The 22,167-nt window shown below is 61.4% G+C and carries 23 protein-coding genes and 2 rRNA genes (1 of these 25 running past the window's edge); 21 read left to right on the top strand and 4 right to left on the bottom strand.

Translation table 11 applies throughout. The features are described from left to right. Positions 1-6 precede the first annotated feature (6 nt). Genes VXJ24_RS03405 through VXJ24_RS03395 form a run of 3 tightly spaced genes read right to left on the bottom strand, consistent with a single transcriptional unit; the run spans position 7 to position 2,029 of the window. Positions 7-1,266, bottom strand: a complete 1,260-nt coding sequence (locus VXJ24_RS03405; RefSeq protein WP_330971516.1) for a subtype B tannase — start codon at positions 1,264-1,266, stop codon at positions 7-9. Beyond that, a complete protein-coding gene (locus tag VXJ24_RS03400) occupies positions 1,182-1,493 on the bottom strand; it encodes a hypothetical protein (RefSeq protein ID WP_330971515.1) in 312 nt (103 codons plus the stop codon). Before VXJ24_RS03400 ends, VXJ24_RS03405 begins: the two co-directional genes overlap by 85 nt. 59 nt (positions 1,494-1,552) lie before the next feature. Next, the gene (locus VXJ24_RS03395) at positions 1,553-2,029 is read right to left on the bottom strand and encodes a hypothetical protein (protein ID WP_330971514.1); all 477 of its coding nucleotides are present in this window, start codon (positions 2,027-2,029) and stop codon (positions 1,553-1,555) included. Between the two features lie 79 nt (positions 2,030-2,108). On the opposite strand from VXJ24_RS03395, the gene tnpA reads away from it, so the two are divergent. Continuing rightward, positions 2,109-2,501, top strand: coding sequence for an IS200/IS605 family transposase (tnpA, locus tag VXJ24_RS03390; RefSeq protein WP_330971513.1), 393 nt, complete (start codon positions 2,109-2,111; stop codon positions 2,499-2,501). Between the two features lie 2 nt (positions 2,502-2,503). Beyond that, positions 2,504-3,685 (top strand): IS200/IS605 family element RNA-guided endonuclease TnpB, encoded by a 1,182-nt coding sequence (gene tnpB, locus VXJ24_RS03385; protein WP_330971512.1) that lies wholly within the window; start codon positions 2,504-2,506, stop codon positions 3,683-3,685. Positions 3,686-3,760: 75 nt separating this feature from the next. Here the strand turns inward: tnpB and VXJ24_RS03380 are convergent, their stop codons facing one another. Beyond that, entirely contained in the window at positions 3,761-4,639 is an 879-nt protein-coding gene (locus VXJ24_RS03380) for a PTS transporter subunit EIIC (RefSeq protein WP_330971511.1), read from the bottom strand. Positions 4,640-4,894: 255 nt separating this feature from the next. Here VXJ24_RS03380 and glpK point away from each other — a divergent pair, with 255 nt between their 5' ends. From glpK to VXJ24_RS03285, 19 genes are all read left to right on the top strand, one after another. Next, positions 4,895-6,376 carry a glycerol kinase GlpK gene (glpK, locus tag VXJ24_RS03375; protein ID WP_330971510.1) on the top strand — a complete coding sequence of 494 codons (1,482 nt, stop codon included), beginning with the start codon at positions 4,895-4,897 and terminating at the stop codon, positions 6,374-6,376. Between the two features lie 76 nt (positions 6,377-6,452). Then, the gene (gene rpiB / locus VXJ24_RS03370; RefSeq protein ID WP_330971509.1) at positions 6,453-6,923 is read left to right on the top strand and encodes a ribose 5-phosphate isomerase B; all 471 of its coding nucleotides are present in this window, start codon (positions 6,453-6,455) and stop codon (positions 6,921-6,923) included. A 2-nt stretch (positions 6,924-6,925) separates the two neighbouring features. Then, on the top strand, positions 6,926-7,570 hold the full coding sequence (gene upp / locus VXJ24_RS03365; RefSeq protein ID WP_330971508.1) for a uracil phosphoribosyltransferase: 645 nt from the start codon (positions 6,926-6,928) through the stop codon (positions 7,568-7,570). A gap of 167 nt (positions 7,571-7,737) precedes the next feature. After that, positions 7,738-8,010: a hypothetical protein gene (locus VXJ24_RS03360; protein WP_330971507.1), complete on the top strand. Its 273-nt coding sequence runs from the start codon at positions 7,738-7,740 to the stop codon at positions 8,008-8,010. A gap of 34 nt (positions 8,011-8,044) precedes the next feature. After that, positions 8,045-8,854, top strand: coding sequence for a F0F1 ATP synthase subunit A (gene atpB / locus VXJ24_RS03355; RefSeq protein ID WP_330971506.1), 810 nt, complete (start codon positions 8,045-8,047; stop codon positions 8,852-8,854). 90 nt (positions 8,855-8,944) lie between these two features. Then, positions 8,945-9,133 carry an ATP synthase F0 subunit C gene (atpE, locus tag VXJ24_RS03350; protein ID WP_330971505.1) on the top strand — a complete coding sequence of 63 codons (189 nt, stop codon included), beginning with the start codon at positions 8,945-8,947 and terminating at the stop codon, positions 9,131-9,133. Positions 9,134-9,164: 31 nt separating this feature from the next. Next, positions 9,165-9,779, top strand: coding sequence for a F0F1 ATP synthase subunit B (atpF, locus tag VXJ24_RS03345; RefSeq protein ID WP_330971504.1), 615 nt, complete (start codon positions 9,165-9,167; stop codon positions 9,777-9,779). After that, the gene (atpH, locus tag VXJ24_RS03340) at positions 9,763-10,230 is read left to right on the top strand and encodes an ATP synthase F1 subunit delta (RefSeq protein WP_330971503.1); all 468 of its coding nucleotides are present in this window, start codon (positions 9,763-9,765) and stop codon (positions 10,228-10,230) included. The genes atpF and atpH overlap by 17 nt, the downstream gene beginning before the upstream one ends. Next, the gene (gene atpA / locus VXJ24_RS03335) at positions 10,227-11,840 is read left to right on the top strand and encodes a F0F1 ATP synthase subunit alpha (protein WP_330971570.1); all 1,614 of its coding nucleotides are present in this window, start codon (positions 10,227-10,229) and stop codon (positions 11,838-11,840) included. Before atpH ends, atpA begins: the two co-directional genes overlap by 4 nt. A gap of 10 nt (positions 11,841-11,850) precedes the next feature. Next, complete coding sequence (atpG, locus tag VXJ24_RS03330) at positions 11,851-12,765, top strand: ATP synthase F1 subunit gamma (protein ID WP_330971502.1); 915 nt, start codon at positions 11,851-11,853, stop codon at positions 12,763-12,765. After that, positions 12,765-14,255, top strand: coding sequence for a F0F1 ATP synthase subunit beta (atpD, locus tag VXJ24_RS03325; protein WP_330971501.1), 1,491 nt, complete (start codon positions 12,765-12,767; stop codon positions 14,253-14,255). Before atpG ends, atpD begins: the two co-directional genes overlap by 1 nt. A gap of 10 nt (positions 14,256-14,265) precedes the next feature. Then, the gene (gene atpC / locus VXJ24_RS03320; RefSeq protein WP_330971500.1) at positions 14,266-14,700 is read left to right on the top strand and encodes an ATP synthase F1 subunit epsilon; all 435 of its coding nucleotides are present in this window, start codon (positions 14,266-14,268) and stop codon (positions 14,698-14,700) included. An 11-nt stretch (positions 14,701-14,711) separates the two neighbouring features. Further along, positions 14,712-15,995, top strand: a complete 1,284-nt coding sequence (gene murA / locus VXJ24_RS03315; protein WP_330971499.1) for a UDP-N-acetylglucosamine 1-carboxyvinyltransferase — start codon at positions 14,712-14,714, stop codon at positions 15,993-15,995. Between the two features lie 158 nt (positions 15,996-16,153). Further along, complete coding sequence (locus VXJ24_RS03310) at positions 16,154-16,576, top strand: metal-dependent transcriptional regulator (protein WP_330971498.1); 423 nt, start codon at positions 16,154-16,156, stop codon at positions 16,574-16,576. Positions 16,577-16,582: 6 nt separating this feature from the next. Continuing rightward, complete coding sequence (locus VXJ24_RS03305; protein WP_330971497.1) at positions 16,583-17,506, top strand: homocysteine S-methyltransferase family protein; 924 nt, start codon at positions 16,583-16,585, stop codon at positions 17,504-17,506. 182 nt (positions 17,507-17,688) lie between these two features. Next, positions 17,689-18,585, top strand: a complete 897-nt coding sequence (locus tag VXJ24_RS03300) for a UTP--glucose-1-phosphate uridylyltransferase (RefSeq protein ID WP_330971496.1) — start codon at positions 17,689-17,691, stop codon at positions 18,583-18,585. Between the two features lie 7 nt (positions 18,586-18,592). Next, entirely contained in the window at positions 18,593-19,981 is a 1,389-nt protein-coding gene (locus VXJ24_RS03295; RefSeq protein ID WP_330971495.1) for a phosphohexomutase domain-containing protein, read from the top strand. Positions 19,982-20,334: 353 nt separating this feature from the next. Then, positions 20,335-21,847, top strand: a 16S ribosomal RNA gene (locus VXJ24_RS03290). Positions 21,848-22,113: 266 nt separating this feature from the next. Further along, positions 22,114-22,167, top strand: a 23S ribosomal RNA gene (locus VXJ24_RS03285) (it continues 2,875 nt past the right edge of the window). The 16S and 23S rRNA genes sit together here, the layout of an rRNA operon.

The raw sequence follows: 22,167 nt of genomic DNA, 5'->3' as shown, positions 1-22,167 counted from the left end.
TCTTGTCTAGCGTCCGTTCAGGCAGAGCCCGTCTATCCAGCTGAAGAGCTCGGGCAGATCGTAGTCTCCGCTGTGGGGAAGGCCCCAGGGATAGCGGAAGTCGACGTCCTTGCCTGCATTCGCAAGTGAGAGCGCAAGGATGGCAGGAATGGCAAGCGACGTGTCGCGGTCATAGGAGCCATGGCGAATCCGCCAGTGCGTGCAGCAGCCAGGCGAGCTCACATATGAGAGCGGATTCATCATCCGTATCGTCCTGTCAGGCGCAAGCTCTGCAGGCATTGCTGTGTGCTCCTGCGAGAATGCCGTGAAGTGGCGGGCGATGATGTCCTCTGTGCCGAACTCCTCGTTCTCGGGGGAATGGAGATCGAGGGCGTCGAAGGCGGGGCAGGGCTTCATGCGGGTGATCGTGCGGACGAAGGCAGGCCAGTCGATGCCCTTCACGGTGCTGTCTTCGATCGAGAGGCAGGAAAGCGCTTCAGGAGCAGAGCCTTCTGTCATGAGCTGGGGAAGGTTCTGCGTGTTTGCCCCGGTCTCGAGCTCGTGCTGTGCCGAGGCAATGAGCTGGCGCTCGATCCAGTCAAGGAAGGAGCCGGTGCCGTCCTCTGCAAGCGTGAGGGAGGTGCCGTCCTTGTCTGTGAGGCCAAGGCTTCGGACATAGACCGGGAAGGCACAGGCAAGCTCTTCGGAGAGCTCCTGCTGCTCCGCCGTCAGGACGGAATCCTCGCTGATCTTCACGATCTTGCCATCGCGCTTCCTGAAATGTGTGTAGTGGCAGTCGGCAATGCCTTTGAACTGCCACTCGTATGCCATATCTGCATGATCGAGGTTGTGGATCGGGCAGTAGCAGCTGGCAGCGAAGATAGCATCGGAGGCGTCCATGACAGCGCCGATGCGCTCGAGCTCGTCAGCGTAGTCGGAAGAGTCGCCCGAGGTGCCGGCAAGGGCTGAATGGGCGCCTCCGGCAGAGGTGCCGTTCGTCACGATACGGCCGAGGTCTCCCGGCACATCCTGGGCATAGGTGCGCAGGTACCGGATGCCCGCCTTGAGGTCGGCGATGAAGGCAGGGGCGCGGCCGCAGAGCCTGCCGGTGGCCGCTGCCTCCCTGGCCTCCATGGAGCCTCCCATGAAGAACTCCGTGGAGGTGCTGCCGGTCGTCCTTCCGCGTACGCCGATGCCTGCAATCACGTAGCCATGCGCAAGGGCCTCGAAGACGGCGTTCGTCGGGAAGAAGTGGTCGGGTCCTGGCTCTGCAGCTGGTCCTGGCATGTAGCCGCCGACCGTGCTCGGGCAGAAGACGGGGCGGTCTCTGCCGTGTAGCCCGAGATGCTGCCACCCTCGAAGTAGGCTTCAGGAACGAAGATGTTGAGGACCTGTATCGGATCCTGGGGACGCTCGCAGTAGCGGACGCCACGGCATGAGCGGTATCTGAGCGTACGGCCATCGAGCGTGATGGTTTCCGGCTCGAAGTCTTTCGGTGCAAGATGCTGGAGCATGAGACACTCTCTCTTTCAGATAAGAGGCCGGCCTTGGCCGGCCTCTTCTGCAAGGCTTTCTATTCTCCGATGACCTTCTTCTCGGCATCGAAATCATAGGCAATCCACTGGATGATGAAGACAGCGACCATTGCGACGAGGATGCCGATCAGGCAGTGGATGAAGTTCGTCGGGTCTCCTGTCGGGTCGACGTAGTTTGCGAGGCCGAAGAGGCCGGATCCGCCGAAGACGTAGATCTTGCCCTTGAGATCGCCGATGATGGCGCCGCCGATGGCACCGCCGATGATGTTGATCGCGTAGGGCTTCCTGAGCGGGATCAGGATCGAGTACATGAGGGGCTCGCCGACGCCCATGACCTGGGAGATGAAGGAGGGAAGGGCGAGGTCGCGGACCTTCTTGGACTTCGTGCGCAGCGTGATGCACAGGCCCTGCGCCATGCCGACCATAGGTCCGATGCCGCCTGCAGCCATGACGTAATCGAAGCCGGCAAGGGCGATGTTGGAGAGGCCGAGGGGATGGCCAGACCCGCGGCGCAAGCCTCTTCCTTCAGGCATGGGGCCAAGCCGCGCATCGCCGAAGGCGACAATAGACAGGTCGATGTGGTATAATGCCTGCATGGAGTGCAAGAGCAACAACAACGTCGTCTACAGCTGCAGGTACCACGTGGTCTTCTGCCCGAAGTACCGCCGTCGGGTGCTCGTGGACGGCGTGGACGAGCGCCTCAAGGAGATAGCGCGCGAGGTCGCCGAAGAGCTCTCCTTCGAGATAATCGAGATGGAGGTCATGCCCGACCACGTCCACATGCTGCTGGAGGTGGACCCGCAGCTCGGCATCCACAGGGCCGTGAAGCGCATCAAGGGAAGGACCAGCCACGACCTCCGCGAGGAGTTCCCCTGGCTCAAGAAGAGGCTCCCGTCCCTCTGGACCAACAGCTACTTCGTCTCCACCGTGGGCGGAGCGCCCCTCTCAGCCGTGAAGCAGTACATCGAGAGCCAGAAGGGGGTCTAGCGATGGAGAGGGCCTACGAATACCGCATCTATCCCAGCGCAGACCAGTGCGCCCTCATCGAGCGGACCTTCGGCTGCTGCCGGTGGGTCTACAACAGGTGCCTGGAGACGAAAAGGGAGCAGTACGAGAAGACGGGCAAGTCGCCTACCGTCTACCAGCTCCAGAAGCTCGTCACCGCCTGGAAGGGGGAAGAGGCCCCCTGGCTCTCCGAGGTGGACTCGCACGCGCTCCAGCAGGCCGTGGTGAACCTGGGCAGGGCCTTCGACGGGTTCTTCCGCCGCTGCAAGACCGGCGGCAAGCCTGGCTACCCCCGCTTCAAGTCCAAGCGCGACAGCCGCCAGAGCTACCGCACCAACTGGGGGATAGCCGTGCCGGATGCCGGCCATATCAGGCTGCCGAAGCTCGGCACGGTGAAGGCCCGCGTCTCGCGCATGCCCGAGGGCCGCGTCGTGAACGCCACCGTCAAGCGGACGCCGACGGGCAAATACTTCGTCACCGTCTGCTGCACGGGCTGCCCTGCGCCCGACATGCCGGAAGGCCCTGTCGAGGTCATGGGCATAGACGCCGGCATCCGCTGCCTCATGGCGCGTTCGGTCGGCAAGGCTGTCGCCAGCCCCAGGAGCCTCGCCAAGTCAGAGAAGAGGCTGGCGCGGGAGCAGAGGAGGCTGTCGAGGAAGAGGAAGGGCTCCAACAGGCGGAGCAAGCAGCGGGTCCGGGTGGCCCGCGTCCATGAGAAGATTGCGAACCAGAGGAAGGACGCCATCCACAAGGCCACGACGAGCGCGGTGCGCGAGAGCCAAGCCATCGCCGTCGAGGACCTGAACGTGGCTGGCATGGAGAAGAGCCGCCACCTCGCCAAGGCGGTGTCCGATGCCTCCATGTCCGAGATGGCCCGCCAGCTCGAGTACAAGTGCGCCTGGTACGGGCGTGCCTTCGTGAAGGTGGGGAGGTTCTACCCGTCAAGCAAGACGTGCTCGTGCTGCGGCTACGTGAACAAGAACGTCGTGCTGGGCGTCGAGGAGTGGACCTGCCCCGCCTGCGGGGCCCGCCACGACCGCGACCTCAACGCGGCGAAGAACATCGCCGCCGAGGGCGCGAGGCTGCTGGCGGAAGGAAACGGTACCGCAGGGCTTGCGGGAACCGGGGGCGCGCGAGTGCCCCGAACGCTCGTGGAGCAGGCGTAAGACCCATCCCCGCGAAAGCGGGGAAAGGCTATCTGCTGTGAAGCGAGAATCCCCTGGCTCTAGCCATGGGGAGTGTCAAGCCGCAGATGCCCTGGACGACGGGGCCATCACGAGGTAGGTCACAGGCACGGAGATCGCAAGCACGAAGAGCGGGGTCAGGAGGTCGCGCACCATCTCATTGAGGTGCTTCCTGAAGGCATGCTCCAGGATCGAGGCGAACCAGACGGCAATCATGATCGGGACGACAGGGGACGTATAGCCAGAGCCAGGCATGACGATAGGGATGCCGAAGAACGTGTTGTAGAAGTCCATCTGGAACGGCGTCCCGGCAAAGAGCGAGCCTGCGACCGGAAGCGTCGTCGCGATATTCACCATGTTCGGATAGACGAGGGCAGCGCCGATCGTGGCGCCGATGAACTCGTTGCAGTGGAAGTGCTTCGCTGCCGTGTAGCCGAGCATGATCGGCAGGAAGTAGAAGAAGCCATCGCCGACGGCGTAGAAGACCATGTAGATGCCGTCTGTCGTGGAGAGGATGCCGAGGGCAGCAAAGAGGGCGACGAGGCCCTTGATGATGCCGGCTGCGGTAAGGACCGGAAGCGTCGGCATGAGGATGGCGGACATCGTGCCCATGAGGCGGTTCACGGCGTTGTTCTTCGCATCTCCGTCTGCCTCTGCCGGTGCTGGCTCGACCGCGCCTGCACCCTGGACGTCAAAGTCTGCCAGGATCTCGTCGTAGAGGCCTGTGACCTTGGCGCCGACGACGACCTGGTACTGGCCGCCGGCTTCGATGACCTTGATGACACCATCGGTCTTCTCGGGCACATCTGTCTTTGTCAGCTTCGGATTCTTGAGCGTGAAGCGCAGCCTTGTCACGCAGTGCGTGAGGGCGCGTACGTTGTTCGCTCCTCCGACGTTGTCCACGATGGTCTGGGCAAGAGCCTTGTAATCTGCCACCCCACTTCTCCTTTGCTCATCCGGGCGATCTGAATCGCCGAACCAGTCTACAATGAATCAGAATAGATAAATGATTCAGCAATATCTGAATCGATGAATCAGAATCAGCGAACGGCAGGATTTCGCGGGTGGGCGGCAGAAGGCGGAGTTCAACCGAGAGCGGGATGACGTCTGCGGAACTGGTAGTGTTTTCTGCGGCCTTGGCTCGCAGAATGGGGGCGTCTGTTCGGAGGAAGCCATCCCAGGAGGCAGCCCATGTCCCGCTATATCATGTCGCTCGATGCCGGAACGACGAGCGTGCGTGCCATCATCTTCGACGAGGAAGGAAAGCCTGTCGGACAGGCCAGCCGCCCGATCAAGAACTTCTATCCTCATCCGGGCTGGGTCGAGCAGGATCCCGAAGAGATCGCCTCGGGCATCGTGGCTTGCATGGTCGAGGTGCAGTTCAAGACCGGCATCCATTCGGACCGGCTTGCTGCGGTCTCGATTGCGAACCAGCGCGAGACGACGGTCGTCTGGGACAAGGAGACGGGGCATCCTATCTACAACGCAATCGTGTGGCAGTGCCGCCGCACGGCGCCCCAGATCCAGAAGCTTTTGGACGAAGGGGCAGGGGAGCTCATCCACAAGAAGTGCGGCCTCATCCCCGACCCATACTTCTCGGGCACGAAGATTGCCTGGATCCTGGACCATGTGGAGAGAGCGCGTGCTGATGCGGAGGCAGGAAAGCTTCTGGCCGGCACGATCGATACGTGGCTTGTCTGGAACCTCACGGCGCACAAGGTGCATGCGACAGACTATACGAATGCCTCGCGCACAATGCTCTTCGATATCACGAAGCTCTGCTGGGACAAGGAGCTGTGCGATCTTGTCGGCGTGCCCATGAATCTCCTGCCTGAGGCAAAGCCATCGGATGGCGACTTCGGCTATGTGACGCACAATATCCTCTCGCACAGGCCTCCGATCACGGGTGTCGTAGGCGACCAGCAGGCAGCGCTCTTCGGCCACTGCTGCTTTGCGTCGGGATCTGCCAAGAACACGTATGGCACGGGCTGCTTCCTGCTTGCAAATGTCGGTGCCGAGCCGAAGCTTTCTGACCATGGTCTTGTCACGACAATCGGCATCGCCCAGGGCTCAGAGATCGCCTATGCGCTCGAAGGCTCTGTCTTCAATGCCGGCACGGTCATTCAGTGGCTGAGAGACGACGTGGGCCTCATCTCCTCTGCGCAGGAGACGGCAGACATTGCACTCTCCATTCCAGATACGCAGGGCTGCTATCTCGTTCCTGCATTCACGGGACTCGGTGCACCCTGGTGGGACGCAGATGCCAGAGGCCTTTTGTGCGGCCTCACGCGCGGCACGAAGCGGGCGCACATCGTGCGCGCTGCCTGCGAGTCCCTTGCGTACCAAACCTACGATATCGCCGAGGCCATGTTCGGGAACACTTCGTCTTCGCTCTCCTCGCTCGAGGTCGACGGCGGAGCGTCGCGCAATGACTTCATCATGCAGTTCCAGGCGGACCTGCTCCAGGCAAATGTCGTGCGCTGCGCAGTCGGCGAGACGACGGCTCTCGGTGCCGCCTATATCGCAGGGCTCGCCACAGGCGTCTGGGGCTCGCGCAAAGAGCTCTGCCAGCTCCGGAGCATCGAGCGTACATTCGTGCCCGAGATGCAAGAGGAAGAGCGCACGCGCCTCATCGCAGGGTGGCGCCGCGCTGTTGAGCGTGCCCTCTCGTGAGGCAGGAGCGCACATAGCCAAGCTGCGCGTTTGGTGCCATAATCGAAAGAGGTATAGCCTTTGAAAGGAGCACGACGTGCGCATTGCCATAGCATCCGACCATGGCGGATACGGCTTCAAGCCGCCTATGGTGCAGTTCATCGAGTCTCTGGGCCATGAGGTGGAAGACCTCGGGCCTGAGAGCTTCGATTCCGTGGACTATCCTGACTACGCCGACAAGGTGGCGCGCAAGGTTGCAGCAGGAGAGGCCGATTTCGGCGTCCTCATCTGCGGTACCGGCCTCGGCATGGCCATCACGGCTGACAAGGTGCCGGGCGTGCGTGCAGTGACGATCACGTCGCATGAGTTCGCAGAGCTTGCCCGCCAGCACAACAATGCCAATGTCATCTGCCTCTCAGGCCGCTTCGTGTCGCTTTCCGACAACATGGACTTCGTGAAGACGTTCCTCGAGACCGACTTTCTGGGTGGCAGGCATGAGCGCAGGGTCACGAAGATCATGCGCGAGGACGATCCGAAGTTTGCTGGCGTCGATTCCGAGGGGTGCTAGATATGGCAGAAATCAACGATCCACGCTTTCAGATCATCGACCACCCGCTCGTGCAGCACAAGCTCCACATCCTGCGCGACAAGAACACGAGCACGAAGCAGTTCCGCGAGCTCGTGACCGAGCTTGCCATCTTCGAGGGCTATGAGGCCATGCGCGACTTCCCGCTCGAGGATGTCGAGGTCGAGACCCCGCTCGAGAAGACGGTCTGCAAGCGCATCGCCGGCAAAAAGGTCGCCATCATCCCGATCCTGCGTGCAGGACTGGGCATGGTCGATGGCATCCTCGACCTCGTGCCGTCTGCCCGCGTGGGACACGTGGGCATGTACCGCGATCCCGAGACGCATGAGCCGCACCAGTACTACTGCAAGTTCCCGCCCGATGTGGACAAGCGCACCTGCCTGATCGTCGACCCGATGCTTGCCACGGGCGGATCCATGACAGCGGCAATCCAGTTCCTGCGGGAGGCCGGCGTGAAGGACATCCGTGCGCTCACGCTCGTCTCTGCTCCCGAAGGCGTGCACGCTGTCCTCGACTACGACCCGGATGTGCGCCTCTACACCTGCGCGCTCGACCGCGAGCTCAACAAGGATGCCTACATCCTGCCGGGCCTGGGCGATGCGGGAGACCGCATCTACGGCACGAAGTAATTCCGTTCCCACCGGGGGTGTCTCCTGTTTTTGAACGCAAGTCAGAAATGTGTCGAAACTGAGGTGCAGACCCGAGTTTAGGTGGATGAGTGGACATTCTCGGTGGGTACGAATATTGTCTGAAGACGTTTTTCAGCGCGAATGCTGCAGCAAGAAGGAGGTAGCGCTTGGGCGTGACCGCGGCAGGGCTCATGTGTGGCCTTCTGGCGGCGCTGCCAGGCGTTGTCCTTCTGGAGCTGGTCAGGAGGAAGAGGATAGAAGCGCGCCTGGGCCGTGCCTTCGGTGCAGCCGTGTTCTCCTTTGCTCTCCTGATGGCTGCGTTTGTTATGGTGTACGTGCTGAAACCGAAAGATGTCCTGATGTTTGGGGTATCAGCAATAGGCGTGTTCCTGTCTGCATGGGTAGTCGAAGCCATACGCTCCGCCCTCTCTTCAGACTGAGCATGATATGTGTGAGTGAAGGGAAGTAGTCATCGTGGGCGAAGCCTTTGCCGAAGTCTCGAATTCGATGAGCGAGCTCATAAATACGTTCTATCCGACTGCGGTTGTCGGCGATACGACGTTCGGCCTGACGATCTATACGTTCTGGCTCCTCGTTGCATGCGCTCTGTGCGTAGCTGTGCTGCTCGTCTTCACGAAGAAGCAGAGCGCGAGCCTCGTGCCGCACGGCGTCTTCGTGAACGGCGTCGAGTACCTGATCGAGTTCGTCAGAAACGATATCGCGAAGGCAATGCTCGGCGATACGTGGAGGAAGCACTTCCCGTTCCTTGCAACGCTCTTCTTCTTCGTTCTCTTCGGCAACTACATCGGCATGCTGCCGACGTGGAAGCCGGGCACCGGCTCCACCGGTGTCACGGGCGCCATCGCGCTCATGTCGTTCTGCTACTTCATCTACATCGGCGTGCGCAAGAAGGGCCTCTGGGGCTATGTGAAGAGCCTCGCGCCTTCCGGCCTCATGCTTCCGATCCGTGTCGTCGTGTGGATCATCGAAGTCTTCTCGACGTTCCTTCGCCTGATCACGCTTGCCGTCCGTCTTTTCTGCAACATGTTCGCAGGCCATGTCGTCATGGGCACCTTCGCAATCATGTGCACGATCTTCCTCGAGCCGCTCATCAATGGTGCGATCTCTGCCGCTGCAGTCGGCACGGGCGCCATGTCTGCCCTCTGGATGGTCCTGCTCATCATGATCTACGGCGTCGAGCTCATGATCGCCTTCATCCAGGCGTATATCTTTACTCTGCTTTCTGCCGTCTACATCAATGGCGCCGAGAGCACGGAAGAATAATAGCTTCGAGGTTACTCGCAGGGACTTCCTGCTAGTACATAGTTCGGTATTCGCCGGCCATAAGGACTGGCGAATGACAAAGGAGGAATCGTGAACGTTATTGGCTACGGTCTCTGCGTCATTGGTGCAGCACTTGGTATCGGCCTCTCTGCAGCCAACGTTGCAAACAGCATGGCTCGCCAGCCCGAGGTCCAGGGTCGACTCTTTACCGTCTTCATCCTGGCAGCTGCATTCATCGAGGCTCTGTGCCTGATTGGCTTCGTCGTCTCGATTATGTAGTCCAGGCCAGCAAGCGGAAAGAGGGAGCAATATGGATTTGAAGAACAACAGCTTCTTCCGCGGTATAGCTGCGAGCGCGGCGGGCGTCGTCGCCTTTGCGCTCCCGACGCTGGCATTTGCTGAGGAGTCTTCGGGCGGCATGGCACTGCTCATGCCGAGGCCGGCAGAGTTCATCCCGGCCTGCATCGCCTTCATCATCATCTGGATCGTTCTCGCGAAGTTCGCCTGGCCTTCCGTGCTGAAGGCAATGGATGCCCGCGAGGCCAAGATCAAGGGCGATCTGGACGATGCCGCAAAGGCAAAGGCAGATGCCGAGGCGACGAAGAAGGAATACGAGAAGCGTCTCGCAGATGCCAACCGCCAGGCCGACGAGATTGTCGCAGCTGCAAAGAAGGAGGCCGAAGCCGAGCGCTCCAAGGTGCTTGCCAAGGCCCAGAAGGATGCAGCCGCAACCGTCGCAAAGGCCCATGATGTGGTCGATTCCGAGCGCCACAAGGCCATGATCGAGATTTCCAGCTCTGTCGTCGACCTCTCGGTCGAAATCGCCAGCAAGATCATCGGCGATGGACTGACCCAGGATCAGCAGCGTCAGCTGGCCGAGAAGTACCTTGCGGAAGTAGGTAGCGCTGATGGCAAGCAAGAATGATGAGGAGAAGGTCGAGGCCTATACCCGCGCACTGCTCGATGCAGCCCGTTCCGAGGGAAGAGCCAATGCCGACCTTGTCCAATGGCAGCATGCCGTCAAGTTCACGCCTGAGGTCCTCGAGACCCTCACGGCGATGCGTGAGGACAATGACCTCGATCTTGTAAAGGATGTTGCACATCAGTACAAGACCCTGGTCGACCAGGATGACAAGACCGTGTCCGTCACGGTCACGACAGCTGTGCCGATGGATGACAAGCTGAGGGGAGAGGTACGCGCAAAGATGGAGAAGGACCTCAAGGCCCCGATCTATCTCGTCGAGCGTGTCGATCCTTCAATCATCGGCGGCATCGTCATCGAGGAGCGTGGCAACCGCTATGACGCTTCGGTGAAGGCGCAGCTCGTCAACATCAGGAAGAAGCTTTCTACATCCTTCCTCGGAGGTGAAGAATAGTGAGCCAAATCAGCTCCGAAGCCATCATGGCGCAGCTGCGCAGCCAGCTGGCTGGCGTGACCGCCACGGTGGATACGCAGGAGTCGTCTGTGGTGACCCAGGTCGGAGACGGCATTGCCCGTGTCTCCGGACTCAAGTCTGCCATGGCAGGAGAGCTTCTGCAGTTCACGAGCTCTGAGACGGGACATACCGTGTACGGCCTGGCGCAGAACCTCGACGAGCACGATGTGGGCGCGGTCCTGTTCGGCGAAGTCGACTCCATCAAGGAGGGCGACGAGTGCCGCACGACCGGTCGCGTCATGGACATTCCTGTCGGCCACAAGATGCTCGGCCGTGTCGTGAATCCGCTCGGCCAGCCGATCGACGGTCTTGGCCCGATCAACACGACGCACCGCCGTCCGATTGAGTTCAAGGCTCCTGGCATCATGGAGCGCCAGCCGGTCTGCGAGCCTGTCCAGACAGGCCTGCTTGCCGTCGATGCAATGGTGCCTATCGGACGTGGCCAGCGTGAGCTCATCATCGGCGACCGCAAGACGGGCAAGACCGCCATTGCAATCGATACGATCGTGAATCAGAAGGACACGGATATCATCTGCATCTACGTCGCTATCGGCCAGAAGGCCTCGACGGTTGCATCGATCCGCGAGTCCCTGAAGCAGCACGGTGTCCTCGACAAGACGATCATCGTCTCTGCTACGGCTGCCGATTCTGCTCCTATGCAGTACATCGCTCCTATGGCAGGCGCTGCCATAGGCGAGTACTTCATGTACAACGACGAGCATGGCCATCCCGCAGATGCGCAGCATCACGGCGGACACGTGCTCGTGGTCTACGACGACCTGTCGAAGCAGGCCGTGGCCTATCGTCAGATGTCGCTGACGCTTCATCGTCCGCCTGGACGCGAGGCCTACCCGGGCGACATCTTCTATCTGCATTCGCGCCTGCTCGAGCGCGCCTGCAAGCTTTCTGACGCCAACGGCGCAGGATCGCTCACGGCACTCCCGATCATTGAGACGCAGGACGGCGATGTCTCGGCCTATATTCCGACGAACGTGATTTCCATCACGGATGGCCAGATATACCTGCAGACGAACCTGTTCTTCCAGGGCCAGCGCCCGGCAGTCGATGTCGGCATCTCGGTGTCTCGTGTCGGCGGCGCCGCACAGCTGAAGTCCATGAAGCAGGTTGCAGGCACGCTGCGCTCCGACCTTGCATACTACCGCGAGAAGCAGGCCTTCTCCCAGTTCGGCTCCGACCTGGATGCAACGACCCAGTACCAGCTGAACCACGGCGCACGCATGACGGAACTGTTGAAGCAGGGCCGCTATGCCGCACTCGATGTCGCCGACCAGGTGCTCACGCTCTTTGCGGGCAAGGAAGGCTACGTCGACGATCTCGACCTCGACCTCGTCGTCCCGTTCAGGGATGAGATGGTCCAGTACATGGCTACCCGCCATGACGGGATTCGCCAGGAGATCCGCAAGAACCGCATCTCCGACGCAATGGCCGACCAGATCAGGACGCACCTCGACCACTTCAAGGCGAGCTTCCTCGAGAAGCACGGCGTGAAGAAGGAAGAGGAAGACACGGACGAGAACGAGAAGGCGTGAGGCACGGCACATGTCGAACCTTCGCGAGATAAACAAGCGCATCTCCTCCGTCACAGCGACGATGCAGATCACGAGGACGATGGAGATGGTCTCCACCGCCAAGATCCGCAAGGCATTGGAGCGCGCCGAGCAGGCAGCACCCTATAAGGATGCAATCAAGCGCATGCTCGCAAACGTCGCCAATGCCGGCGTCGACCTGTCGCAGCCGCTCCTGGCCACGCACGACAAGGAGAAGTGCGTCCTCTTCATCCTCATCGCATCCGACCGCGGCCTTGCTGGTGGCTTCAATATCAATCTCCAGCGCGAGGTCCAGCATGAGATGGAGACCCTGAAGCGCCAGGGCAAGAAGAGCCTCCTCATCACGTGCGGCAGGAAGCCTACGGACTACTTCACCTACCGCGGCCTCGAGCCGGTCATGTCCTTCGTGGGCATCTCCTCCGAGCCGACGATGGACGAGGCAGACCGTATCGCCTCCTATGTCATGGACGGCTACAAGGCCGAGACCATCGACCGCGTCATGCTCTACTACATGCACGCCCGCAACAGGGTCGACCAGGACAAGGTCACCGAGCAGCTCCTGCCCGTGCGTACCGAGGATCTTGTCATTCCTAACGCACCGCGCAATCCCGAGGCGCTCGAGCATGTCGGACACGAGCTCTATACGGAGTTCACGTTCGACCCCAGCGCTTCCAAGGTGCTTGGATATCTGATGCCGGCCTACATCAGGACGGTCATCTTCCACGCGCTGCTTGACTCCGCCGCAGCAGAGCATGGCGCACGCCGTCGCGCCATGCAGTCCGCTACGGACAACGCGAACGAGGTCATCACATCGCTTTCGCGCATGTACAACCGCGTCAGGCAGGGCTCCATCACTACCGAGCTCAACGAGATCATCGGCGGTGCGTCCGCATTGGAGGACAACTGATGGCAGAACAAGAAAAGAACAGCGTCGACTTCGAGGCGCTTGCGCGCGACTACCGCAAGCATAGCGCCGGTGTCGGCACCGTCGTGCGCATCGTCGGCGCTGTCGTCGACGTCGCGTTCGACGACCAGGTGCCTGACATCTACAACGCCCTCATCGTCGACGGCGAGACCCCCATGGGCAAGGTCCATGTGGTGCTCGAAGTCGAGTCCCAACTTCCGCACGGTGTCGTCCGTACGGTCGCCATGGCATCGACCGACGGCATGCAGCGTGGCCTCAAAGCCAAGGATACGGGCCAGCCTATGATGATGCCGGTCGGCGAGGCAACGCTCGGCCGCGTCTGGAATGTCATGGGCCAGCCGGTCGACGGCAAGCCCATGCCTGAGGGACTCGCGTATTATCCGATCCACCGTCCGGCACCTGCCTTCGAGGACCTGACGACGACCATGGAGGTCTACGAGACCGGCATCAAGGCCATCGACCTCCTGGAGCCGTATGTCCGCGGCGGCAAGACGGGCCTCTTCGGTGGCGCAGGCGTCGGCAAGACCGTCCTGATTCAGGAGCTCATCAACAACCTGGCGCAGGAGCACGGCGGCACGTCCGTCTTCACCGGCGTCGGCGAGCGTACCCGTGAGGGTACCGACCTCTACCTCGAGATGAGCGAGTCTGGCGTCATCAACAAGACCTGCCTGGTCTACGGACAGATGAACGAGCCGCCTGGAGCACGTCTCCGTGTCGCCCTTGCCGGCCTTACGACCGCTGAGTACTTCCGCGATCAGGGCCAGGACGTCCTGCTCTTCATCGACAACATCTTCCGCTTCTCGCAGGCAGGCTCTGAGGTCTCCGCGCTTCTTGGCCGCATGCCTTCCGCAGTCGGCTACCAGCCGACGCTCGCAACGGAGATGGGCGACCTGCAGGAGCGCATCACCTCGACGCGCGAGGGTTCGATTACGTCTGTCCAGGCAGTCTATGTCCCGGCAGACGACCTGACCGACCCGGCACCTGCGACGACGTTCACGCACCTCGACGCCACGACGGTCCTTTCGCGTGCCATTACCCAGCTTGGCATCTACCCGGCAGTCGATCCTCTTGCCTCCTCCAGCTCCGCCCTCGACCCCGCAGTCGTCGGCGAAGAGCACTACCGTGTCGCCACGGCCGTGCAGGAGATTCTGCAGGAGTACTCCGACCTCCAGGACATCATCGCCATTCTCGGTATGGACGAGCTCTCCGAAGAGCAGCGCCAGACCGTCAACCGTGCCCGCAAGGTCCAGCAGTTCCTCTCTCAGCCGTTCCATGTGGCCGAGAAGTTCACGGGCCAGCCGGGCGTCTACGTCAGGGTCGAAGATACCGTCCGCTCGTTTGCTGCCATCATCGACGGCGAATGCGACGATATCCCCGAGCAGGCATTCCGCAATGCCGGCAACATCGACGATGTCCGTGCACGTGCAGCAAAGATGAAGGCCGAGGCGGAGGGCTCCGCCGAGGCTGAGTAGGGAAGTACAGATGGCAGAACTCACCTGTCAGATAGTGCGACCGGATAGGCTCCTCCTTGAGGGGCCTATCGCCCATGTCGTGCTTGTCTCATATACCGGCGAAGTCGGCGTCTGGCCGGGCCATGCCTCTGAGATCCTCGCTCTGGGCGACGGCGTCATGCGCATCACCCGCCGCAAGGAAGATGGCGGCGACCTGCGCCGTATCGTCATTTCCGGCGGCTATGCCGAGATCGACAACAACACGGTCATCGTGCTGGCCGACCATGCCCGCGACATCGACGATATCGATCCTGTCGTCGTCGAGCAGACGAAGCAGAAGGCGCTCAATGCAAAGAACGCCCTGCCGGAAGACGACCACCGCCGTGCGTACTACCAGAACAAGATCGACTGGTGCGACCTCCTTCTGAAGGAAGCGCCGACGGCTGCGGCCAAGCAGACCGCATAGATAGGAAGTACATGGAAGTTATCCAGATAGAGGGCGGCTATCCCGTCACAGGCGAGGTAACGGTCGAGGGTGCAAAGAACTCCGCGCTGAAGCTCATGGCGGCAACGATCATGGCGCCCGGCACGACGACGCTCACGAACGTCCCGAACATCTCGGATGTCCATGTGATGGGGAAGGTGTTGAAGCGTCTCGGCGCTACAATCGAGGTGCGCGACACCCATACCCTCGTGATCGATACCTCGAACGTGGACAAGTGGGAGACGCCCTATGAGCTCGTTGCCCAGATGCGCGCCTCCACGGCAGTGCTTGGCCCCTTGCTTGCCCGCTTCGGCAAGGCCATTGTCGCTATGCCTGGCGGCTGCAACATCGGCGCCCGCAAGATCGATATGCACATCTTGGGCCTTGAGGCCCTGGGCGTGAAGTTCGAGATCGACCACGGCAACATCCATGCGTCGGCACCTGATGGCATCAAGGGCGCCATGGTGACGCTCGAGTTCGCTTCGGTCGGCGCGACAGAGAACCTGATGATGGCAAGCGTCTTCGCAAAAGGGACGACGACCATCGACAACGCCGCACGCGAGCCTGAGATCGTCGATCTCGCGAACATGCTGAACGAGATGGGCGCCAGCATCAAGGGTGCAGGCTCTCCGATCATCGAGGTCGAAGGCGTGAAGGAGCTCCACCCGGTCGAGCATGCGGTCGTCGGCGACCGCATCGAGGCGGGCACCTTCCTCGCGATGGCAGGACTCACGAAGGATCCGATCACGGTCCGCGGCTTCGAGCCGCAGCATCTGGGGCTCGTGCTCAGGAAGTACGAAGAGATGGGCATGAAGGTCGAGCGCGGCAGCCGCTGCTGCACCGTGTCCCGCACGGGAAGCCTGCGTCCTGTCGATATCCAGACGCTTCCGTATCCGGGATTCCCGACCGATATGCAGGCCCAGACCATGTGCGTGCTCGCGCTTGCCGAAGGCACCTGCATCATCACGGAGAACATCTTCGAGAACCGCTTCATGTTTGCCTCCGAGCTCAACCGCATGGGAGCAGACATCAAGATCGAGGGACACCACGCAATCGTGCACGGCGTCAAGACCCTGCAGGGTGCCCAGGTGAAGTCGCCCGATCTCCGTGGTGGCGCTGCCCTTGTGATGGCAGGCCTTGTCGCGGAAGGTACGACGACAGTATCGGCAATCCACCATATCGACCGCGGCTACGAGCGCTTCGTCGACAAGCTCCAGTCCCTCGGAGCCCACGTCGTGAGGAAGACGATCGAGGCCGACGACGAGGATTTCCTCTGATAGGAACTCATTGAACGTTTCAGGGCGCAGCTTTCAAGGCTGTGCCCTTTTTTCATGCGGAGGCAGGGTCTGGTATGCTCGTCTGAAATGGGCTGCATGCAGATGCGCCCAAGATGGGTAAGAGAACGCAGACAGCAACTTTGGATGCGGAGAAGCATATGGCAAGAAACGATATCGCGCCGGAGCATAGCCTGACGATGGCAAACGAGGACTACCTCGAGTCGATCTACCGGCTTTCGAAAGAGGCGGTAAGCACGGACGGCGTGCGTTCGGTCGATGTGGCTGAACAGCTCGGGGTCTCGAAGGCTTCCGTCAACAAGGCGCTCTCGACGCTCAAGGAATCCGGCATGGTCGAGCAGACCCGCTATGGCAAGGTCACGCTCACGCCGGAAGGCAAGGAATACGCTGCGCACGTGTGGCTCTGCCACCGCGTGCTCAGGAGCTTCCTCACAAACGATCTGGGTGTCGAGCCCGAGACGGCAGACGAAGAGGCCTGCCTCATGGAGCATGCACTCTCCCACGATACGCAGAAGCGCTGGATCGAGTACATGAAGAAGCAGGGCGTGACATTCGAGAGGTAAGGGCCTATGGCTGAGCTTGATGCAGATGATGAGGCGGCGCAGAGCCTGGGCGAGCTCCTGGCGCCTGATGGGAAGGGCACGCTCGTCTTCCCGGGGGATATCCGCTACATCCTGTCGGAGTTCCCGTCGGGCGAAGAGGTGACCGACGCTGAATGGCTCATGTTCGAGCAGGAGACGGTGGCCCATGCCCACAGAATCTATCACGATGTGGGTGCAGATGTCGCCGTGACGTTCACGGAGCGCTGCTCGGCACCGACGCTTGCAAAGGAAGACACTGGCATCCGCATGGAGGATGCCTGCGCGCGTGGCGTGCGTCTTGCCTTCAGGAGTGCTTCCCCCTTCGTCGTAGGCGCGCTCGGTCCGAGCTGCCTGGACGATGCCTCGTCAGAAGATGAAGCAGTGAGGGCCTATGAGGATGAGGCGCGCCGCCTCATCTCGAAGGGCGTGCATGGGCTGCTGCTGGCTTCGATGCCTGATCTGGCGCACCTGAGGGCTGCTGCCAAGGGTGCAGGCTATGCGGCAATCGCCCGCGAGCTGGGAGCTTACCGTCCGATCATCGGCTCTGTCGTGCTCGACTCCGGACACAATCTCGCAGACGGAGCCTCGGTCTTCGATGCGGTGGCAGAAGCAGGAAAGCTGGGGCTTGCCACGCTCGGTGTCGAAGGGCTCGATGCGGTCAGCGCCTGCGCGCTTTCGGACCGTCTGTCCGAGGCAGCGGCTGAGGCAGGCGTATCTCTGCTCGTGCGCATTGCCGACACGACGGAGCGCGGCGCCCGGACGGACCGCTCGCGTCTCGACAGCATGCATGCCGTGGCGACGGCTATAGCCGACCTTGTACGTGCTGGCATCCGCCTTGTCGGCCCGGGCAAAGGTGCCGGCCCTGAAATGGCTGGCGTCATGGCAGACACGTTCGACCAGCTCGATCTCTAGGGATGGAGACCCGGGGCCCCAATTGTGGAGCATCCGTGCAAGACAGGCAGATTTGTGCCGTCTGCGGCGCAATGTCGGGCCGCACAAGCCGATGGGTGGCATGTACAAGGCAATGAGCGCTATCCTGAACAGGCTGACTGATAGTGCAAATGACTGAACAATGCTTCTGAAAGGTCAATTCCATGAAAGCCATCATTCCTGCTGCAGGACTCGGAACCCGCTTCCTCCCGGCCACGAAGTGCACGCCGAAGGAGCTCCTTCCCGTCATCGACAAGCCGGTCATCCAGTACGTCGTGGAAGAGGCACTCGAGCCTGAGGGAGTCGACGAGGTCGTGATCGTGAACTCCCGCATGAAGCCGCAGATCGAGCACTACTTCGCAAAGGACGAGGAGTTCGAGGCATATCTGCATGCCCATGGCAAGGATGCGCTGGCAGAAAAGGTCGCAGCAGCAAGCGCGCTTCCGGTCTCCTTCGTCTACCAGGAGAAGCCGCTGGGACTCGGACATGCCATCCACTGCGCAGCAGACAAGATGGACGGAGACCCGTTCTTTGTCCTCCTCGGCGACTATTTCGTGCCTGACCGCCAGATGTGCGTGAGGATGGCAGAGGTCTCGAAGGCCCACAACAACTGCTCTGTCATCGCGGTGGCGCCCGTCCCTGAGGACCAGGTCAGCCGCTACGGCATCGTCGCTGGAGAGTGTGTCGGCATGCTCGACGGCACAGATGTCACCGATCCCGAGTCTGAAGGCGCGGTCTGGAAGCTCTCGGGCATGGTCGAGAAGCCGAAGAAGGAGGATGCACCGTCCCACCTCTTCATCGTCGGCCGCTATCTCCTTACCCCTCGCGTCATGGAGCTCCTGGCAACGCAGACGCCGGGCGCCGGCGGAGAGATCCAGCTCACCGATTCGATGCTGAAGCTGCTCGACGAAGAGGAAATGTACGCTCTGGTGGTCGATCCGGCAGAGGGCTGCGATACCGGCACTCCTGCAGCCTGGGCGGCCACGAACGCACGCATGGCACTCGAAGACCCCAGCCTGGCGACTGCCTTCAAGGAGGCGCTCGGGGAGGTCAAGCTCTAGGAGCCTTATGGGAATCATCCGGTTCGGAACGCGTGGCTGGCGGGCACGCTATGGCGAGGGGTTCGATGCCTCGTCGGTCGCCCGCATCGCAGAGGCGCTTGCCGTCCTCTGGTCGGATACGCGTTCCGGCGCAACGATACTGGTCGGATACGATACCCGCCGCGATGCCTGCGAACTCGCAGATGTCGCGGCGGGCGTTCTTGCTGCGGCAGGCCTGCATGTGAAGGTGTCGGACAGGCCCTGTCCTCTGCCTGCACTCGGCTGGAACCTTGCACAGGACGCAATGGCTGTAGGCGGCATCATGATCACGGCTTCCGAGGCCGATGCCGACTACGGCGGAGTGATACTGCGCATGGCAGACGGAAGCCCTGCCTCCCGCATATTCATGGATGAGGTCGAGGAGCTCATCGCACCTGTCGCACCTCTCGAGCGCGGCACGTTCGAGCATGCCGACCTCATGACCGCCTATCTGGCTGACATCGCATCGAAGGTCGACTGTGACCTCATCGCCTCGGCCCATCTCAAGGTCCTCGTGGACCCCATGTATGGGGCAGCCTCAGGCTATATGGCAGAGCTTCTGCGCGGCATGGGGTGCGAGGTGTCAGAGATCCACGGAGGTCCGAGCACCGACTTCGGCGGCATCCATCCCGATCCGACAGAGCCCTGGGTCGACGAATGCGAACGCAGCATCGTCGCACAGCACGCAGATTTCGGCCTCGTCTTCGACGGGGATGCAGACCGCGCAACAGCGGTGGATGACAGGGGAGTGCTGCTCGCACCGAAGGCCTTCGTGCCGCTCCTTATGGACCATCTGGCAAGTGACCGGCATGAGACGGGCCGCATCGTGGCCACTATCTCGTGCTCGGCAAGCATCAAGACGCAGGCAGAGCGCCTGGGGCTCGATATGACAGAGACGCTCGTCGGATTCGGACGTCTCTACAGCGAGATGTGGGATGGAGACGTGCTCCTGGCGACCGAAGAGTATGGCGGGGTCTGCCTGCCATCCCATTTCCCGGAGCGCGATGGCCTTCTGGCCGCGCTCCTTCTTGTCGAATATGTCGCTGCACGCAGGAAGCACCTGAGCGAGCTTGTGGAAGAGCTCGACCAGAATATCGGCTCCTTCTTCTACGGCAGGCGCGATGTGCGCCTCGACTATGGGGCGATAGAGTCGTTCCGCCTCCTGCTTCCCGGCCTCAATCCGCCAAGCGTGGCTGGCAAGGCACCCTCACAGGTATCGCATGGCGACGGGCTCAAGCTGACCTTCGATGATGGGTCATGGACGATGGTGAGGCCATCGAGGACCGAGCCGACCGTCAGGGTCTATGCAGAGGCCCATACGGCAAAGGAGCGCGATGCCCTGCTCAAGTCGAGCGTGGGCATGCTCGAGTCGTTCTGAGACGGCTGAAAAGAGGGGATGCTGAAGAGGGCGCCGGAGGGCGCTCTTTTCAGCATTTGTGCAGAAACTGTGCAGAGGCAGGAATGTGCTGGCGCAGGGCGGGGGAGGAGCGTATTGTTATTCCTCGCGCTCAAGCGCACCCGGAAATCCGGGACGCAGCCAGCGCAGCGAACCTTGAAAACCGGATACTGCGATCGAAGAGATCGGAAGACAGACGTGAGCGATGCTATCGACAAGACAGCATCCGTCGATTCAATTCTTTGAGAGACATGAATCCAGATCGGCGAGAACTGGAAAAGCGGGACGGAGGCTCCATACACTCGATAGGACATGCCTCAGGGCATGGACATATCTGAACGGAGAGTTCGATCCTGGCTCAGGATGAACGCTGGCGGCGCGCCTAACACATGCAAGTCGAACGGTTAAGGCGCCTTCGGGCGCATATAAAGTGGCGAACGGCTGAGTAACACGTGGGCAACCTGCCCCTCGCACCGGGACAGCCTCGGGAAACCGTGGATGATACCGGATACTCCGCCTCCCCCGCATGGGGAGGGCGGGAAAGCCCAGACGGCGAGGGATGGGCCCGCGGCCTGTTAGCTAGTTGGCGGGGCAGCGGCCCACCAAGGCGATGATGGGTAGCCGGGTTGAGAGACCGACCGGCCAGATTGGGACTGAGACACGGCCCAGACTCCTACGGGAGGCAGCAGTGGGGAATCTTGCACAATGGGCGGAAGCCTGATGCAGCGACGCCGCGTGCGGGACGAAGGCCTTCGGGCTGTAAACCGCTTTCAGCAGGGACGAGGCGAAAGTGACGGTACCTGCAGAAGAAGCCCCGGCTAACTACGTGCCAGCAGCCGCGGTAATACGTAGGGGGCAAGCGTTATCCGGATTCATTGGGCGTAAAGCGCGCGTAGGCGGCCAGCCTGGTCGGGAGTCAAATCCGGGGGCTCAACCCCCGTCCGCTCCCGATACCGGCCGGCTTGAGTCTGGCAGGGGAAGGCGGAATTCCCGGTGTAGCGGTGGAATGCGCAGATATCGGGAAGAACACCGGTGGCGAAGGCGGCCTTCTGGGCCACGACTGACGCTGAGGCGCGAAAGCTAGGGGAGCGAACAGGATTAGATACCCTGGTAGTCCTAGCCGTAAACGATGGGCACTAGGTGTGGGGGGATCTGCCCTCCGTGCCGCAGCCAACGCATTAAGTGCCCCGCCTGGGGAGTACGGCCGCAAGGCTAAAACTCAAAGGAATTGACGGGGGCCCGCACAAGCAGCGGAGCATGTGGCTTAATTCGATGCAACGCGAAGAACCTTACCAGGGCTTGACATCCAGGTGAAGCGGCGGAGACGCCGTGGCCGAGAGGAGCCTGGACAGGTGGTGCATGGCTGTCGTCAGCTCGTGTCGTGAGATGTTGGGTTAAGTCCCGCAACGAGCGCAACCCCCGTCGCATGTTGCCAGCGGTCCGGCCGGGCACCCATGCGAGACCGCCGGCGTCAAGCCGGAGGAAGGCGGGGACGACGTCAAGTCATCATGCCCCTTATGTCCTGGGCTGCACACGTGCTACAATGGCCGGCACAGCGGGCTGCCACTGCGCGAGCAGGAGCGAATCCCCAAAGCCGGCCCCAGTTCGGACTGGAGGCTGCAACCCGCCTCCACGAAGCCGGAGTTGCTAGTAATCGCGGATCAGCACGCCGCGGTGAATGCGTTCCCGGGCCTTGTACACACCGCCCGTCACACCACCCGAGTCGTCTGCACCCGAAGTCGCCGGCCCAACCCGCAAGGGAGGGAGGTGCCGAAGGTGTGGAGGGTAAGGGGGGTGAAGTCGTAACAAGGTATCCGTACGAGAACGTGCGGATGGATCACCTCCTTTCTAGGGAGCATATCGCTATTCCAGAAAGACAATACCTACAGACGGGCCTTCATTGCCGCCAATTCCAGGCCCACGTCCCGTCTCCGATATCCGAGAGAGCAGCATCCGGTCCTGAGGGCTCGCCCTCGCACCCGTACCTTGAGAGCCGCATAGCGCAAAAGCAATCAATATCTTTCTTCAATGAAAGTCATCAGCATCTGATCGCTAGATCACGGTTCCGTAGGTGGCACGCGGGAATGGTAGAAGTAAAGGCTACCGAGCCCACAGAATACGACACGAACAACGTATAGATCGCTAGTCTACGACTACTGAAAGTAACT

This window comes from Olsenella kribbiana, assembly GCF_036408795.1.
GTDB lineage: Bacteria > Actinomycetota > Coriobacteriia > Coriobacteriales > Atopobiaceae > Olsenella_L > Olsenella_L kribbiana.
Note: the sequence above shows the minus strand (reverse complement) of the source record. Positions and strands in the feature narration are given on the sequence as shown.

Excerpts from the sequence above, each read along its gene's own strand:
- VXJ24_RS03405 (WP_330971516.1), bottom strand. The coding sequence starts at position 1,266 with ATGCCAGGACCAGCTGCAGAGCCAGGACCCGACCACTTCTTCCCGACG.
- VXJ24_RS03400 (WP_330971515.1), bottom strand. The coding sequence starts at position 1,493 with ATGCTCCAGCATCTTGCACCGAAAGACTTCGAGCCGGAAACCATCACG.
- tnpA (WP_330971513.1), top strand. The coding sequence starts at position 2,109 with ATGGAGTGCAAGAGCAACAACAACGTCGTCTACAGCTGCAGGTACCAC.
- tnpB (WP_330971512.1), top strand. The coding sequence starts at position 2,504 with ATGGAGAGGGCCTACGAATACCGCATCTATCCCAGCGCAGACCAGTGC.
- glpK (WP_330971510.1), top strand. The coding sequence starts at position 4,895 with ATGTCCCGCTATATCATGTCGCTCGATGCCGGAACGACGAGCGTGCGT.
- upp (WP_330971508.1), top strand. The coding sequence starts at position 6,926 with ATGGCAGAAATCAACGATCCACGCTTTCAGATCATCGACCACCCGCTC.
- atpF (WP_330971504.1), top strand. The coding sequence starts at position 9,165 with ATGGATTTGAAGAACAACAGCTTCTTCCGCGGTATAGCTGCGAGCGCG.
- atpH (WP_330971503.1), top strand. The coding sequence starts at position 9,763 with ATGGCAAGCAAGAATGATGAGGAGAAGGTCGAGGCCTATACCCGCGCA.
- atpG (WP_330971502.1), top strand. The coding sequence starts at position 11,851 with ATGTCGAACCTTCGCGAGATAAACAAGCGCATCTCCTCCGTCACAGCG.
- atpD (WP_330971501.1), top strand. The coding sequence starts at position 12,765 with ATGGCAGAACAAGAAAAGAACAGCGTCGACTTCGAGGCGCTTGCGCGC.
- atpC (WP_330971500.1), top strand. The coding sequence starts at position 14,266 with ATGGCAGAACTCACCTGTCAGATAGTGCGACCGGATAGGCTCCTCCTT.
- murA (WP_330971499.1), top strand. The coding sequence starts at position 14,712 with ATGGAAGTTATCCAGATAGAGGGCGGCTATCCCGTCACAGGCGAGGTA.
- VXJ24_RS03310 (WP_330971498.1), top strand. The coding sequence starts at position 16,154 with ATGGCAAGAAACGATATCGCGCCGGAGCATAGCCTGACGATGGCAAAC.
- VXJ24_RS03305 (WP_330971497.1), top strand. The coding sequence starts at position 16,583 with ATGGCTGAGCTTGATGCAGATGATGAGGCGGCGCAGAGCCTGGGCGAG.
- VXJ24_RS03300 (WP_330971496.1), top strand. The coding sequence starts at position 17,689 with ATGAAAGCCATCATTCCTGCTGCAGGACTCGGAACCCGCTTCCTCCCG.
- VXJ24_RS03295 (WP_330971495.1), top strand. The coding sequence starts at position 18,593 with ATGGGAATCATCCGGTTCGGAACGCGTGGCTGGCGGGCACGCTATGGC.